Origin of the sequence: Photorhabdus sp. CRCIA-P01 (assembly GCF_003545805.1) — a bacterium.
Lineage (GTDB): Bacteria > Pseudomonadota > Gammaproteobacteria > Enterobacterales > Enterobacteriaceae > Photorhabdus > Photorhabdus antumapuensis.
In genome coordinates, this window is the sequence record NZ_NMQR01000019.1 from 67,684 (window position 1) to 84,358 (window position 16,675).

The following is a 16,675-nucleotide window of genomic DNA, read 5'->3' on the forward strand; positions in this document are numbered from 1 at the left end:
GCATGGTTAATACTAACAGTCTGGAAACAGTATGTACTGACACGGCCTTCCTATACACAGGATTTCCAGAAGCAACTGTATTCGCTGATTTTTTACCGGAACCCTTACTAGAAATTTATTCTCGCTATATTATCAGTACCCTGGAAGGAAAATTTGATGATAAAATAACCTACCATAAAAGATTGGGCCGTAAACTGTCTGACTATCAGCACAATGTACCGCCACATGTGAGAACAGCAAAGCTGGCAGATGAATAAAATCGGTAATATCACTAGCCTTTGCCGTATCAAATATAGTGACAGGATAAGCTATGTCATGACACTATCCGGGCCGGAACCACTGGAAAATCTGCATTCATCACCGGACTATGATCACTATATCAATAAACAGCTTCAACCTATCGCTGATGCTATCCTGCCATTTTTACAGGATGATTTTATAACTTTACTCACCGGACAGATGGTAATGCCTTTTGGCTGATTACTATTTTTTGCAGGTGACGACTGGCTTTGCTTCCATTAACATATCGCCCCTTTAACGAGTGATAAGACGATTTGCGGGCATCTTGCTATCTGCCCATTATCTTCGTTAAATCAAATAAAAGCTGTCGTCCTTCACCTATAAATAACATTTATCTAACAGAAACTGAGTCAAAATTTATGCCATTTACCCTCGGTCAACGCTGGATCAGCGATACAGAAAGCGAACTTGGATTAGGAACCGTTGTTGCATTGGACGCACGAATGGTCACTTTGCTTTTTCCTGCCAGCGGTGAAAACCGCCTTTACGCACGCAATGATTCTCCTATTACCCGCGTTATGTTTAACTCGGGGGATGTTGTCACCAGCCATGAAGGCTGGCAACTCAAAGTGGATGAAGTCCAGCAAGAGAATGGCCTGATTATTTATACAGGTACACGTCTTGATACTCTGGAAGAGAATGTCAGTCTGCGCGAAGTGTTCCTCGACAGCAAACTCACCTTCAACAAGCCACAGGATCGCTTGTTTGCTGGTCAGATTGACCGCATGGACCGCTTTGCCTTACGTTTTCGCGCCCGCAAATATCAAAGCGAACAATTTAAACTGGCTGAAAGTGGTTTGCGGGGTATCCGCGCAAGCCTGATCCCTCATCAACTTCACATCGCTAATGAAGTCGGCAAACGCTACGCACCAAGGGTTCTGTTGGCTGATGAGGTCGGTTTGGGTAAAACCATCGAAGCCGGGATGATCATCCACCAGCAATTGCTGGCCGGTCGTGCTGAACGTGTTCTGGTCATTGTGCCGGATAGCCTTCAACATCAATGGCTGGTAGAAATGCTACGCCGTTTCAATTTGCGCTTTGCCCTGTTTGATGATAGCCGCTATATCGAAGCACGACACGATAGCGATAACCCATTTGAAACAGAACAATTGGTACTCTGTTCACTGGATTTTGTCCGCCGCAATAAACAGCGTTTTGAGCATATGCTTGAAGCCAACTGGGATCTGATGGTGGTGGATGAAGCTCACCATCTGGCCTGGAACGAGGATGCTCCTAGCCGTGAATATCAGGTTGTCGAACAATTAGCTGAACAGATCCCAAGTGTACTGCTATTGACTGCAACACCAGAGCAGCTAGGACAGGAAAGCCATTTCGCCCGTCTACGCCTACTTGATCCAAACCGTTTCCACGATTATCAGGCTTTTATTGACGAACAACAAAAATATCGTCCTGTTGCCGATGCTGTCACACTGCTGTTATCAGGTGAACAACTTAATAATAATCAATTAAACCTAATGGGTGAGTTGATTAGTGAGCAGGATATTGAGCCTCTGCTGAAAGCCGCCAATAGTCATAGTGATGAAAGTGAAACTGCACGACGTGAACTGATTTCCATGATGATGGATCGCCACGGCACCAGCCGTATTCTGTTCCGTAATACCCGCAATGGTGTGAAAGGCTTCCCCCATCGGGAATTGCACCAGATAAAGTTGCCTCTGCCATCCCAATATCAGACCGCCATTAAAGTCTCCGATATTATGGGCGCTAAAAAATCGCTGGAAGCACGCGCATGGGATATGCTCTACCCAGAACAAATTTATCAAGAGTTTGAAGGCGAAAACGCTACCTGGTGGAATTTTGATCCCCGCGTAGAGTGGCTACTTGGTTTTCTGATGGCAAATCGCCATGAAAAAGTACTGGTAATTTGTGCTAAAGCAACCACCGCTCTGCAATTGGAACAGGTACTACGTGAGCGCGAAGGGATTCGTGGTGCTGTTTTCCATGAAGGTCTATCATTGATTGAACGTGATCGCGCCGCAGCCTATTTTGCTTCCGAAGAAGAAGGAGCTCAGGTATTACTATGCTCCGAAATTGGCTCAGAAGGCCGCAACTTCCAGTTCGCCAACCAATTAGTGATGTTCGATTTACCATTCAATCCGGATTTATTGGAACAGCGTATCGGACGTCTGGATCGTATCGGCCAAAGCCGTGATATTCAGATTAGTGTGCCTTATCTGGAAAATACCGCCCAAGCAGTCCTGATTCACTGGTATCACGAAGGTTTGGATGCATTCGAACATACTTGCCCAACGGGTCGTACTATTTACGATCACGATTATGAAACTCTGCTGAACTACCTTGCCAAACCCAATAACCAGGAAAAATTTGGTGAATTCATTGATCAGTGTCGCCAGCAACATGAGCAACTCAAACAACAACTGGAGCAAGGCCGTGACCGGCTGCTGGAAATGAACTCCAATGGTGGCGAGAATGGTTTGCAGCTAGCAGAAAAAATTTCAGAGTATGATAATGATACTGACTTGGTGAACTTCGCTCTCAACTTATTTGATATCGTTGGTATCAATCAGGAAGATCGCAATGACAATATGATAGTACTGACACCATCCGATCATATGCTGGTTCCGGATTTCCCTGGATTACCAAAAGATGGTTGTACTATCACTTTTGATCGTGAACAGTCACTGTCCCGTGAAGATGCCCAGTTTATCAGTTGGGAGCATCCTATTATCCGTAATGGGTTGGATTTGATCCTTTCCGGTGATACGGGTAGCTGTGCGGTATCCCTGTTGAAAAATAAAGCATTACCTGTTGGAACCCTACTGGTAGAACTGATCTATGTAGTTGAAGCACAAGCCCCTAAACACCTGCAATTGACCCGTTTCCTTCCACCAACGCCATTGCGGATACTGATGGACCTGAAAGGCAATGATCTGGCTGGTCAAGTGGAGTTTGAAAGCTTTAACCGCCAGCTTAATGCAGTGAATCGTCATACTGCAAGTAAACTGGTCAATGCGGTACAAAAAGAAGTTCACACTATTTTGCAACAGGCCGAAGGTTTAGTAGAAACTCAGGCAAAATCATTGATTGAACAAGCAAAACAGGAAGCAGATGAAAATCTTACTGCTGAACTTTCCCGTTTGGAAGCATTGAAGGCCGTCAATCCAAATATTCGTGATGATGAATTGGAAGCCATTGAATCCAATCGCCAACAGTTACTGCTTAACTTAAATCAGGCAAGTTGGCGTCTGGATGCTATTCGCCTTGTTGTCGTTACACATCAGTAAATATTAGCAATACCCGGAGGCTGGGCCGGGATAGGGTAGCTTTTACTAAGAACCCTATTCCCGTTCCTCCCCTGATATTCAGCTACCGGAGCCTCAATGGAAGCTTATAATCCTCCTACCGATCCCTGGTTACATGTGCTCTATCAGGATCAATATATCATTGTGGTCAATAAACCCAGTGGGCTACTTTCTGTTCCCGGTCGGGCAGAAGAACATAAAGACAGCATTATGACGCGGATACAACAACAGTTTCCGGCAACAGAATCTGTTCACCGGCTGGATATGGCAACCAGCGGCGTAATGGTAGTTGCATTGACCAAAGATGCGGAGCGTGAATTGAAACGTCAGTTCCGTGAACGAGAACCGGAAAAAACCTATATTGCACGGGTTTGGGGACGTCTGGAACCCGAAACTGGTCTTGTCGATTTACCGCTGATTTGTGACTGGCCGAACAGGCCAAAGCAGAAAGTGTGTTTTGAAACCGGGAAATCAGCCCAGACTGAATACGAAGTACTCGCTTACGAAGATGAGGCAACCCGAGTAAAACTCTCACCGATAACTGGTCGTTCACATCAGCTCAGGGTGCATATGCTAGCACTTGAGCACCCGATTTTGGGAGACCGGTTTTACGCTCATCAGCAGGCAAGAGCAATGGCACCTCGCCTGCAATTACATGCACAAGAGTTATATATCACACATCCGGTTTATGGAACGCCAATGCATTTTCAGTGTAAAGCCGATTTTTAATTAATAGACAAATACGGTAACCGAATCTAATGAAGCCAATATCAGACACAAGGCCAAGCCACAACAAGCCAAAAGAACACGGATATTTGCCATTTTTTGCATTCCTCCTAAGTTAAAACAAAATAAAACATAAAATATTCTAATATTTTAGAGGAATAAAAAATAAACTCAACAGCCGTAGGGGATGTTATTCCCCTATACATTTAGTGACATGTTTTTAAAAATAAAAAATGGGCTATTTAAAACCCTTCTCTTTTTTAATGAGATCATAGGCTGCCTGAATTGACTGAGCCTTTTGTTTAGCAATCTCCATCATTTCCGGTGGTAAACCTTTTGCTACCAGCTTATCCGGATGGTGTTCACTCATCAATCTACGATAGGCACGTTTAATTGTCGTCGCATCATCCTTTTCACGCACCCCCAACACCTTACAGGCGTCCGTGAGTGTTGGCCCCTGCGTGGCCCTCTGATAACCGCCATACTGCCGCTGCTGCCACTCTCCTCCATCACCGAAATTGCGGCCACCTTCCATCATGGCAAGGAATTGTTCGAATTGGTTACGAGAGATCCCAAGTTCATCAGCAATAATAAACAGCACCTTCCTCTCATTCGGATGCAATTGACCATCAGAAAATGCCGCCTGTAACTGGATCTCCAAAAACATGCGAACTAAGTCAGACCGGCCAAAACAGGCACGACGCAATTGTCTTAATGTCTCACGCAAAGGAAAATGGGGCTCTTTACCTTCACGAAAAGCCTGCTGTGCTGCTATCCTGGCTTGTCCGTGAAGTTGCATTCGTTCCATTAACTGGCTCGCAAGCCGGATATCTGTTTCAGTCACCCGCCCTTTTGATTTAGTAATATGCCCCATCACTTGAAAAGTACTGCTGAAAAATAACAGTTGGCGAGACTGATTATTTGCAAAAAAACCTTGGTTTCTCCGTACACTGGCTCTATCAAGCATATGGCCAATAAACAGACCAATGACAATACCCCAGAAGCCTGCTCCAGACACAACACCAAAGATCAGCCCAAGCAATTTTCCCCAATAATGCATATACTCCTCAATTCACCAATGCTCTGAGTGTAGTTTTGCATTATCATACTATTCATTCAGCTCCGTGCCTAACGGCAAGATAAGTAAAGGTATGACTTTACACTGGCGCATATTCATCGAGTGCGCTAGTCTCTTGAGGTTTGCCCGGCATAATGCCACTGATGACGGAACCGCATAAATATCTATGAAGAAATGTTATCCAACTTTGCTGGCCACAACGGTATGGGCCGCACTTTATGGTCAGCATGCACATGCTGATCTCGCAGCGCAATGTATGCTGGGTATACCTGTTTATGATCAGCCAATCATTAATGGCGATTTAAATCAACTCCCTATCAATATTCTGGCAGATGATTCACGCGCAGATTATCCGAGTTCTGCTAAATTTATCGGTAATGTTAATATCAAACAGGGTAATAAAACCCTGACCGCCGATCAGGTACAACTTGATCAAACAGAAGATAAAGTTCCGTTAAGAACCGTAACTGCAACGGGCAATGTCCATTATGATGATCCCCAGATTATTCTGAAAGGTCCACACGCTTGGTCTAATTTAAATAATAAAGATACCGATATGTATCAGAGTAATTATCAGATGGTCGGGCGTCAGGGACGCGGCACCGCAGACAAAATGAAACTACGCGGTGAAAACCGTTATGCCATTCTGGATAATGGCACTTTTACTTCTTGTCTGCCGGGTAATGATAGCTGGAGCGTTGTTGGCTCCGAAGTCATTCTCGATCGCGAAGAAGAAGTGGCTGAAATATGGAATGCCCGTTTCAGGGTGGCTAACGTTCCCGTATTTTACAGTCCGTACCTTCAATTACCGATCGGTAATAAACGCCGTTCCGGTTTTCTTATTCCTAACGCCAGCTATTCCAAAAATGACGGCTTTGAATTTGTGCTGCCTTATTACTGGAATATCGCACCAAATTATGATGCCACGATTACACCGCACTATATCAGTAAACGTGGTTTAAAACTGGATAATGAATTCCGTTACTTAACCAAAGCAGGCACAGGTACCCTTGCTCTCGACTGGCTGAATAACGACGAGCAGTATGTCAAAGACAAAAAGACAAACACACGTACCGCCAGAGAAAGTGATAATCGCTGGTTATTTTATTGGAGACACAGTGGTGTGATGGATAGGGTATGGCGTTTTAATATCGACTATACCAAAGTCAGTGATCCCGAATATTTTTCTGATTTCAGCTCCCAATATGGTTCTACCACCGATGGCTATGCCACACAAAAATTCAGTCTGGGCTATGCTCAACAGAACTGGAATGCCACGCTATCAACTAAACAGTTCCAGATTTTTTCTAAAGATACCAGTAGAAAAGCTTACAGAGCAGAACCACAGTTAGATCTGAATTATTACAAAAACGATCTGGGGCCATTTGACCTTAGAGTTTATGGTCAGGCGGCGAAATTTACCAGTGTAGGTAAAAATAACCCGGAAGCAACCCGCTGGCATCTGGAACCCTCCATTAACCTGCCACTCTCCAATGGCTGGGCCAGTATGAATAATGAAGTTAAGCTGATGGCAACTCACTATCAGCAGGATATTCCTAAAGCTCTTGAGAATGCTGAATATAAAGAATCTGTTAACCGGGTTTTGCCACAGTTCAAAAGCGAAGCCAAAATGGTATTTGAGCGTTCAACGTACCTGAACAGCAATTACACCCAAACGCTAGAACCGCAGGTTCAGTATCTGTATGTGCCATACAAAGACCAAGATAATATCAATAACTTCGACTCATCTTTACTGCAAACTGACTATAATGGCCTGTTCCGTGACCGTTTTTATGGTGGCCTGGACCGTATTTCATCGGCCAATCAAGTCACTACCGGTCTCACTACCCGCCTTTATGATGAAGGTCTAGTTGAACGTTTTAACCTGTCATTAGGTCAAATCTATTACTTTGAACGTCCACGCACCGGTAAAGAAACCATCATCAACAGCAAAGATAGTACCGGCATGATGACTTGGGCAGGTGATACTTACTGGAAAATTAATGATTCCTGGGGCTTGAAAGGTGGTATGCAGTACGATACTCGCCTGAGCAACGTAACGATGGGAAATGCAGTACTAGAATATCGCCGTGATGAAGACCGACTTGTACAGTTGAACTATCGTTTTGTTGACAGAGATTATATCCAAGCTACAGCCAAGAGTGCTCCAGCTTTCCAGCAAGGGATTTCTCAAATCGGTCTGGTTGCAAGTTGGCCGTTAAGTGATCGCTGGGGTTTAGTAGGTGCTTACTACTACGATACCAAAAAACAGCAACCCGCAAGTCAATTAGTGGGCTTGCAGTACAACACTTGTTGCTGGGCAGTTAACGTTGGCTATGAACGCAAGATCGTTGGTTGGAAAGACAACAATAGCGAATATGACAACAAATGGTCATTTAACTTTGAACTCCGGGGCTTAAGTAACAATCATAGTCTTGGTAGCAAGAAAATGTTGAAGTCTGGCATCATGCCATACCAACGTGCATTTTGATGCCAATAACATTTTGATATTAAACACGATAAATCCGCTATTGCGGAACCTACATATGATGGGAAAAGTATGAAGAACTGGAGAACGCTCATTTTCGGATTGATGTTTTCAGTGACTACTGCCTTCGCCGCACCTCAGCAAATGGATAAAATTGCTGCGGTTGTTAATAACGGGGTGGTACTGGAGAGCGACATCAACAACCGCTTACAATCTGTCAAACTGGATGCGCAACATGCCGGCCAGCAAATACCGGACGAACAAATACTTCGTCATCAGATCCTTGAGCGTCTGATTATGGATAATATCCTGCTACAAATGGCAAAACAGATGGGGATCACCATTCCTGCTCAAGCATTGGATTCTACCATTGCCAATATTGCAACCCAGAACCATATCACTGTGGATCAAATGAAACATCGCATTGCTACTGACGGAATGAGTTTCGATACTTACCGAGATCAGATCCGTAAAGAGATGCTGATAGCAGAAGTGCGCAATAATGAAGTTCGCCGTCGTGTCACCATTTTGCCTCAAGAGATCGACGCCTTAGTTAAACAAATTAGCAACCAGAATACTAACGATACCGAACTGAATACCAGCCACATTCTGATCCCATTGCCAGAAAATCCTGATCAGGCACAAATGGAAAAAGCCATGTCGGTAGTGCGGAAAATTATGTCTGAACTTAAACATGGCGTTGATTTCGGTAAATTGGCTATCGCCTACTCTGCTGATCCACAAGCGCTGAAAGGCGGTAATATGGGTTGGAGTAGACTTGAGGAATTACCAACCCTGTTTGCCGAACAACTGCAATCAGCTCAGAAAGGAGCTATTGTTGGCCCAATCCGTTCCGGTGTTGGTTTCCATATTCTCAAAGTCAATGATATCCGTGGCGGTAATCCAACCATCGCCGTTACCGAAGTTCACGCCGGCCATATTCTATTGAGAACTTCCCCTGTCATGACCGATGATCAGGCACGCACCAAGTTGCAGCAAATCTCCAGTAATATTCGCAGCGGAAAAACCGATTTTGCCGATGCCGCAAAAAGGTTTTCAGACGATCCAGGCTCTGCCCTGCGTGGTGGTGATCTCGGCTGGAGTACCCCTGATATCTACGATCCTGCTTTCCGTGACGCGTTAATGCGACTGAATAAAGGTGAAATCAGCCAGCCTGTTCACTCATCTTTTGGTTGGCATCTGATTCAATTACTGGACACTCGCAAAGTTGATAAAACAGATGCTGCTCAGAAAGATCGTGCTTACCGTATGTTGTTCAACCGTAAATTCACCGAAGAAGCACAAAGCTGGATGCAGGAACAACGCGCCTCAGCTTATGTGAAAATTTTAGATGGCAGCGATGCACAACAATAAACCAATTATTATCAATAAACCAATTGTTATTACCCCCGGCGAGCCTGCCGGGGTTGGGCCTGATTTAACGATTGCTCTTGCTCAACAAAGTTGGCCAATGCGGTTGGTCGCTTGTGCGGACCCCAACCTGCTTCTCGATAGAGCCAGACAACTTAATTTGCCTTTGCAACTACAAGAATATTCCGCTAACAAAACCCCCGAACCACAAGCTGCCGGGACGTTGACAATACTGCCAGTTCCTCTTCATGTACCCGCAATCGCCGGCGAATTGAATCAAGAAAATGGCGGATATGTCATCGAAACACTGGCACAAGCTTGTGACGGTTGTTTAAACGGGGAATTTTCAGCATTAGTCACAGGGCCGGTTCATAAAGGGAATATCAATAATGCCGGCGTGCCTTTTATTGGCCATACCGAATTCTTTGCCGATCGCAGTGGATGCCAACGAGTCGTCATGATGCTTGCGACAGAAGAACTTCGGGTTGCCTTGGCAACGACTCATCTACCTATTGTTGATGTACCAAAGTCCATCACTTTCGATAGTCTGCGGGAAGTGATTACTATTCTTAACCATGACTTAAAAACAAAGTTTGGCCTGGCAACACCCTGTATTTATGTTTGTGGTCTGAATCCCCATGCAGGAGAAGGTGGTCATATGGGGCGGGAAGAGATTGATGTCATTATTCCCGTGTTAGAAAGTCTGAGAGCAGAAGGTCTTATATTAGAAGGACCTTTGCCGGCAGATACCCTGTTCCAGCCTAAATATCTTCAACATGCAGACGCCATTCTCTCGATGTATCACGATCAGGGACTACCCGTGTTAAAATATCAAGGTTTTGGCAGAGCAGTGAATATTACATTGGGCCTGCCGTTTATCCGTACTTCTGTCGATCATGGCACAGCATTGGAACTGGCTGGTACAGGTCAAGCTGATGTGGGAAGCTTTATCACCGCATTGAATTTAGCAATTAAAATGATACAAAACAGTAATGAATAATAGAGTCCACCAAGGGCACTTCGCCCGTAAACGCTTCGGGCAAAACTTTTTAACCGATCAGTTTGTCATTGATAGTATTGTTACCGCTATCAATCCACAACCCGGCCAGGCAGTGCTGGAAATCGGCCCCGGTCTTGGCGCATTGACAGAACCGGTTGGTGAGCGCATGGATAAAATGACCGTGGTTGAACTCGACCGCGATTTAGCTGCACGTCTGCAAATTCATCCGCAATTAAAAGATAAGCTGACCATTATCCAGCAAGATGCAATGACCGTTAATTTTAGCGAATTGTCTCAACAAAGAGAGTTGCCGCTGCGAGTCTTTGGTAATTTACCTTACAATATTTCCACGCCGTTGATGTTTCACCTTTTCAGCTATACTAATGCTATTGCTGATATGCATTTTATGTTGCAAAAAGAGGTAGTAAACCGCCTGGTAGCAGGCCCCGGTAGCAAAGCTTTCGGACGTTTGAGTGTCATGGCCCAATATTATTGTCAGGTTATCCCAGTGCTGGAAGTACCGCCAAACGCGTTTACTCCCGCACCTAAAGTCGATTCAGCCGTTGTACGTCTGATACCACACAAAAGCATACCTCACCCGGTCAAAAATATTCGTATGCTAAGCCGGATCACTACTCAGGCTTTCAACCAACGGCGGAAAACTATCCGTAACAGCCTCGGTGATCTTTTCACTGTAGAACAGCTCACAGAACTTGGTATCAACCCAGGTACACGCGCAGAGAATATTTCTGTTGAGCAATACTGCAAAATGGCAAACTGGTTATCGGAACAACCTGAAATGCAGTCATAACAGGAGTCAACCATGATTAATGCGCCCAGAGTTTCTATTCAGGTACAAAGTGTTTATGTAGAGAGCCAATCGTATCCCGAGCAACAACGTTTCGTTTTTGCCTATACAATCACTATCCGTAATCTTGGGCGCGAACCGGTTCAGTTAATCAACCGTTATTGGCTAATTACCAACAGTAACAGTCACCAGACTGAAGTTCAGGGGGAAGGCGTTGTTGGTGAACAACCCATAATTCTGCCTGGTACAGAATACCGTTACACCAGTGGTGCTATATTGGAAACGCCTTTAGGCACGATGCAAGGCCATTATGAAATGGTCGATCACAATGGTGATCCATTCCGCGTTGCCATTCCGGTTTTCCGTTTGGCTATCCCAACTCTGATTAATTAATTATGTCTACCTATCTTATCGGTGATATTCATGGCTGCTATCATGAATTACGAATTTTATTAACTAAAGCCAATTTCGATCCCAAAAAGGATACATTATGGCTGACAGGAGACTTAGTTGCCCGTGGTCCAAATTCTCTTGAAGTTCTGCGATATGTTAAACAGTTAGGTTTAGCCGCAAAAATAGTATTAGGCAATCATGATCTTCATCTATTAGGCGTTTATGCCGGGATCAGCCGTAATAAACCTAAAGATAAAATTAATGAATTACTGTCCGCTCCAGATGCAGACGAATTAATTAATTGGCTACGCAAACAACCGCTATTACAGTGCGACGATGATCTGAAACTGGTCATGACACATGCGGGTATTACGCCCCAATGGGATCTGGAAACAGCTAAAATATGCGCTGGCGAAGTTGAAATCATGCTCAATAGTAGCAGCTATCCTCTGTTTCTCAATTCAATGTATGGGGATATGCCGAATAACTGGTCACCGGAACTCTCTGGACTGGCACGCTTACGTTTCAGTACCAATGCATTGACACGGATGCGTTACTGTTTTCCAAATGGTCAGTTGGATATGCTTTGCAAAGATAAACCCGAAAGTGCTCCCGCGCCATTAAAGCCCTGGTTTAAGCTGCCACAGCAGATCCCAGCAGAATACTCTATTGTTTTCGGTCACTGGGCATCACTGGAAGGTCAGGGAGCCTCAGAAAGATTTTATGCATTGGATACAGGTTGCTGCTGGGGGGGACAACTGACGATGTTACGTTGGGAAGATAAACAATATTTTACACAATCATCGTTACCGCAGTAAAAACAGCATTAAAGCCAGGCACGCCGTGAAAAAACTCATCGGCGTGTTCTATCAATTAAAGACGGCGTTGTAAAATCTCAAAACAATAGCTGTGAGAATTGAATTCATCGGCATCATGGTATTCAGTAAATTCAGAATCCCATTCATCCGGTTCATAGTCAGGAAAGTGCGTATCACCTATCACCTCTGCATCAATGTGTGTCAGGTACATACGACTCGCTTGTGAAATAAATTGGTCATAAACTTTACCACCGCCCATGACCATAACCTCTTCTGCATCACCCACCACAGCCAATGCTTCATCAACTGAACTTACCCAAGTGACACGCTCATCATTACCCGGCTGATTACTCAATACAATATTGAGTCTTCCCGGTAACGGGTGACCGATGGATTCATAAGTCACTCGCCCCATAATAATGGGTTTATTCAATGTATTACGTTTAAACCAGGCCAGATCCCCCGGCAGATTCCACGGCATTTTATTCTCCATGCCGATAACCCGATCCATAGCTAAAGCAGCGATCAAGCTGATATTCATTAAGCCACCTTATAGGCAAATAGTATAAAAATTGATGACACTATACGGAAAGGGATGTACCCAGTCGATAGGCTCAACGCTTTCTTAAGTACAAAAGATTAATTTATACTTGGTTTATTACTTAAGACATTTATTGATCAAAATAATAACAAAGCTAATATTAACTATAGGGTACATTATGCTAGAAACATCACTGGTCGTCATCACTATCTCAACATTGGGCATGCTCTCTCCCGGCCCCGATTTCTTTTTGGTAGTCAAAAATGCCATACGTTACCAACGTTCTGCCGCCATGATGACAGTAGCGGGCTTAATCGCCGCTATCACTTGCCATATGGCTTATTGCGTCGCCGGGTTAGCTATTGTTATCACCACAACGCCGTGGCTATTTAATCTGATGAAATATGCCGGAGCGGCTTATCTTATTTGGATTGGGATCAATAGCCTGCTTTCTCGCGGTGGGAATACTCTCACTTTTGATGATCAACCACAGCAGATTGTTACTTTCAAAAAAGCATTTATGCAGGGGTTCTTATGTAATTTGCTCAATCCCAAAGCAACATTGTTCTTCCTGGCAATATTTACTCAGTTGCTAAATGTCAATTCTGGTGTTAGTGAGAAATTGTGGTATGCCTCTATTATCTTGGGATTGTCGGTCATCTATTGGCCACTGTTAGTCATATTGATCCAGAGTGCGCCGGTACGCCGCGGATTAGCTAAAGCTCAGAAGATTATCGATAAACTACTAGGCATCGTTTTGATTGGATTAGGTGTCAAAGTAGCACTGGGATAACAGACAGTGATTCCTTCCCTTTAAGTTTTCAATAAGTATAAAAAAGTGCGCTTAACAGAGCGCACCTCAAAATCCAGCTCTGATTTGTTCAGAGATTTTATTATTCCAGTTTTTACAATCAATTATTTAATTGGTTCATGAAAAAATTTATTCATCGGTCGAAAACGTTATTAAATCCAGCTCCTTTTTACCCTTTTTCCGGAGTAGATAAGCATTAACAAAGCCAATTTTTTCATTAATCACTTTGATAAGCAGGTTTTAAACTGTGACTAAAAGTCATTATTTTAATGCTTGGGTTTAATGGTATAAAGTTTTAACGATTTTTTACCATTTTTGACACTGTTTTTTTATTAAGTTTAATCATCATGGTATATCGTATTTTACGTTTAACGAACGTTAATCATTCATTCTGTTTTTTTATTCACGATTTACAAACTCGCATTAAGACTAACTCTGTTTTTAATTTTTTTATTTTTCCATCACAATCATATCGTTTACGATAAGATTTACTGGCAATCCTAAGCGATTCTAATCACTCATCACTCTTTATTTATCTTTATAAATCAGCCAGTAAATGGCCTGATAATGTAAAGATACCCCTTTATGTTTTTTAGGATAATTCCCTTCTTTTTCAGGGCGTAAACTCTGTCTAATTAGCCATTTTATCTATTTTTTTATTGAATTATTTTATGAAATGATGGCGAGAAAGCACCTGAATATCAGCCTTTACAAATAGTATTCTTTTGTTTGCTGATTTCTTTTCAACTCTCTATTCATGATTAATGGACTTCGATTAAATGCAATTAACTTTCTGACTAAAAAATTTCCTTACTGTGTTAAACTCGCCACTTATATAAAAGCCTTAATCTCTCTGTATTTTCACTTTTAAATGACCATGTCAAGTTAAATAAATATAGAATAATCTGAGGATAGCATCGTCTAAAATACGAAAAGGAATAAACTGTTTTTAATCATTCTGTCCCTTTTAAAAATCTGGCATTAATGGATGCCGATTTGCTTAATATATACCTAATAGATTTCGAGTTGCAGCGCGGCGGCAAGTGAACGAATCCCCAGGAGCATAGATAACTATGTGACTGGGGTGAGTGAAAGTAGCCAACAAAGCAGCAGCTTGAAAGATGAAAGGTATAGTTAATCCTGTAAAAGGTTTTAATAGAATCTCATATTCTTATTATTGGGTTAACGCTGTCATTTGGTCACCGCATTTATCAACTTAAACCTGTTTTTCCTGACATTTTCTCTTCCAATATCGGTATAGCATTGAGTTTTTTACCTGCTTTAAACAATCTTTAATCAGGGCCTTTTACCTTTAATGATTAAATTTTTACTGGTCTTTTCATCGTGAAGGAGCTCGTCCTGGCTCGATTGCCAATTACCCTCACGCAAAAACCGAAAGAGTCAGGGCTGGCGTAAGGAAACAACATCCCCATCCCCATCCTTATCGTGATTTTCCGGCATTTAATATAACAGATTCCCCATTATCAGGATTAAAAAACCGATCTCTGATCACATTTCATACCATTCATTCTGACAGTCAATTAATTACACATTAGAATGGTTTAATGATGTAACTATTAAATCATCAATATTTCCTGTGGAAAGATGACCATTTTCTCACCGCAGCCTGACCGCAGAACCGGGTCACTTATTGGTCAGTCTCACTGACTTTGTCACACTTAAAGTAAACAAAAGGGAAAGTACGATGAGTAAACGCAGCAACTCCGTGGCGAGAGGCACGAGTTATCTTTTAATTTACCTGACGGCAATTCAGCCACTCCACCCGGCGATTGCTGCGGGAATAACACCGGACAATCACCATACGCAGGTACAAAATCAGGGCGATGTCCCGGTGGTGAATATTGCCACGCCGAATGACGCGGGGATATCTCACAACACCTATAAAGAGTTCAATGTCGCCACTCCAGGCGCCGTACTCAATAACGCCACTCAAGCGGCTCAATCGCAACTGGCCGGGCAACTTAATGCTAATCCTAACTTGAATGGAAAATCGGCGGAACTGATTATTAATGAAGTGACCGGCAGCGGACAATCTAACCTGCAAGGCCAATTAGAGATTTTCGGCAATAAAGCCAATGTGATGATTGCCAACCCTAATGGCATTACCTGTGATGGCTGTGGTTTTATTAATACGGCCAGTGCCACACTGACCACGGGTAAACCCCAATTTGATAAACAGGGCGCGTTGGAAGCATTAGAGGTTAAAAAAGGCCAGATTACTATTGGCGGTAAAGGGCTGGAGGGCAAGGCGACGGATTATGTCGATATTATCAGCCGGGCGACGGAATTAAATGGCAAAATTCAGGCGAATAATCTGTCCCTGACGCAAGGCGCCAACCGAATCAGTTTAAAAGACGGCACAGTTAAACCTGTCGCTGGTGAAGGTGCTAAACCACAATTAGCCGTTGACACCAAAGCATTAGGTGGCATGTATGCCAATAAAATCCGCTTGATTGCCACTGAAGATGGCGTGGGCGTTAATTTAAAAGAATTAACCAGTGACCAGCGTGATATAACTTTAAACGCCAATGGCAAAATTGAACTGGGAAATATTAAGGCTAAAACGGACCTGAATATTATTGGCAAAGAGACCCACATTGCACCCAATATTACAGTGCAAGCGGGACGGGATATGACGCTGGAAAATACCACGCTGGATAATAAAGGCAGTGTAACCGCAGATCGGGATATGCGGATATGGGGTGATACCGTGCGTAATAGCGGTGATAAAGCCTTGCTACAAGCCAACGATAATATGTGGATACAGAAAGATGCTCAGGGAAATAAAGGTCAATTAGTCGAGAATAGATCTGCGACGATAAAAACCGTGAAGGGGGATTTGGTTGTCAGGACCCAAAAACTTAATAATGCGCGTGATGTTTTTATTGTTAAGAACAAGGAGTTAATACCCGATTCAACAGATAAAAACAGGATTGTTCATGAAACGGAAACCTGTGATTTTGGAAACCCGGTTATTCATGAAGCCGAATTAATAACGCCACTGCCTAAGAAATGGTTTGGGCGTGTTGATTTTGG

Annotated in this window: 14 protein-coding genes; 12 read left to right on the forward strand and 2 right to left on the reverse strand. The window is 43.3% G+C overall.

Annotation, left to right across the window (positions count from 1 at the left end):
* The first annotated feature begins 2 nt into the window (after positions 1–2).
* The 4 genes from D3222_RS26735 to rluA all read left to right on the forward strand — a co-directional run bounded on the left by D3222_RS26735 (position 3) and on the right by rluA (position 4,313).
* On the forward strand, positions 3–257 hold the full coding sequence (locus tag D3222_RS26735) for a hypothetical protein (RefSeq protein ID WP_369973518.1): 255 nt from the start codon (positions 3–5) through the stop codon (positions 255–257).
* Positions 250–480, forward strand: coding sequence for a hypothetical protein (locus tag D3222_RS13065; protein ID WP_369973519.1), 231 nt, complete (start codon positions 250–252; stop codon positions 478–480). Before D3222_RS26735 ends, D3222_RS13065 begins: the two co-directional genes overlap by 8 nt.
* Positions 481–659: 179 nt before the next feature.
* Positions 660–3,566 carry an RNA polymerase-associated protein RapA gene (gene rapA, locus D3222_RS13070; protein ID WP_118986560.1) on the forward strand — a complete coding sequence of 969 codons (2,907 nt, stop codon included), beginning with the start codon at positions 660–662 and terminating at the stop codon, positions 3,564–3,566.
* 96 nt (positions 3,567–3,662) lie between these two features.
* Positions 3,663–4,313 (forward strand): bifunctional tRNA pseudouridine(32) synthase/23S rRNA pseudouridine(746) synthase RluA, encoded by a 651-nt coding sequence (gene rluA / locus D3222_RS13075; protein WP_118986561.1) that lies wholly within the window; start codon positions 3,663–3,665, stop codon positions 4,311–4,313.
* 235 nt (positions 4,314–4,548) lie between these two features.
* Here rluA and djlA read toward each other — a convergent pair whose 3' ends face one another.
* A complete protein-coding gene (gene djlA / locus D3222_RS13080; RefSeq protein WP_118986562.1) occupies positions 4,549–5,370 on the reverse strand; it encodes a co-chaperone DjlA in 822 nt (273 codons plus the stop codon).
* 184 nt (positions 5,371–5,554) lie between these two features.
* On the opposite strand from djlA, the gene lptD reads away from it, so the two are divergent.
* From lptD to apaH, 6 genes are all read left to right on the forward strand, one after another.
* On the forward strand, positions 5,555–7,879 hold the full coding sequence (lptD, locus tag D3222_RS13085; RefSeq protein ID WP_118986563.1) for an LPS assembly protein LptD: 2,325 nt from the start codon (positions 5,555–5,557) through the stop codon (positions 7,877–7,879).
* A 69-nt stretch (positions 7,880–7,948) separates the two neighbouring features.
* Positions 7,949–9,250 (forward strand): peptidylprolyl isomerase SurA, encoded by a 1,302-nt coding sequence (gene surA, locus D3222_RS13090; RefSeq protein ID WP_118986564.1) that lies wholly within the window; start codon positions 7,949–7,951, stop codon positions 9,248–9,250.
* Positions 9,228–10,247, forward strand: coding sequence for a 4-hydroxythreonine-4-phosphate dehydrogenase PdxA (gene pdxA / locus D3222_RS13095; RefSeq protein WP_118986565.1), 1,020 nt, complete (start codon positions 9,228–9,230; stop codon positions 10,245–10,247). The genes surA and pdxA overlap by 23 nt, the downstream gene beginning before the upstream one ends.
* Positions 10,240–11,058 carry a 16S rRNA (adenine(1518)-N(6)/adenine(1519)-N(6))-dimethyltransferase RsmA gene (gene rsmA, locus D3222_RS13100; protein ID WP_118986566.1) on the forward strand — a complete coding sequence of 273 codons (819 nt, stop codon included), beginning with the start codon at positions 10,240–10,242 and terminating at the stop codon, positions 11,056–11,058. The genes pdxA and rsmA overlap by 8 nt, the downstream gene beginning before the upstream one ends.
* Positions 11,059–11,070: 12 nt before the next feature.
* Positions 11,071–11,448 (forward strand): Co2+/Mg2+ efflux protein ApaG, encoded by a 378-nt coding sequence (apaG, locus tag D3222_RS13105; RefSeq protein ID WP_118986567.1) that lies wholly within the window; start codon positions 11,071–11,073, stop codon positions 11,446–11,448.
* Positions 11,449–11,450: 2 nt separating this feature from the next.
* Positions 11,451–12,266 (forward strand): bis(5'-nucleosyl)-tetraphosphatase (symmetrical) ApaH, encoded by an 816-nt coding sequence (apaH, locus tag D3222_RS13110; protein WP_118986568.1) that lies wholly within the window; start codon positions 11,451–11,453, stop codon positions 12,264–12,266.
* A 55-nt stretch (positions 12,267–12,321) separates the two neighbouring features.
* Here apaH and folA read toward each other — a convergent pair whose 3' ends face one another.
* Complete coding sequence (gene folA, locus D3222_RS13115) at positions 12,322–12,807, reverse strand: type 3 dihydrofolate reductase (RefSeq protein WP_118986569.1); 486 nt, start codon at positions 12,805–12,807, stop codon at positions 12,322–12,324.
* A gap of 178 nt (positions 12,808–12,985) precedes the next feature.
* Here folA and D3222_RS13120 point away from each other — a divergent pair, with 178 nt between their 5' ends.
* Both D3222_RS13120 and D3222_RS13125 read left to right on the forward strand, forming a co-directional pair.
* On the forward strand, positions 12,986–13,600 hold the full coding sequence (locus tag D3222_RS13120; protein WP_118986570.1) for a LysE family translocator: 615 nt from the start codon (positions 12,986–12,988) through the stop codon (positions 13,598–13,600).
* A gap of 1,723 nt (positions 13,601–15,323) precedes the next feature.
* Positions 15,324–16,675: filamentous hemagglutinin N-terminal domain-containing protein (locus D3222_RS13125; protein ID WP_232832511.1), on the forward strand; the 1,352-nt coding region annotated here is incomplete at its 3' end.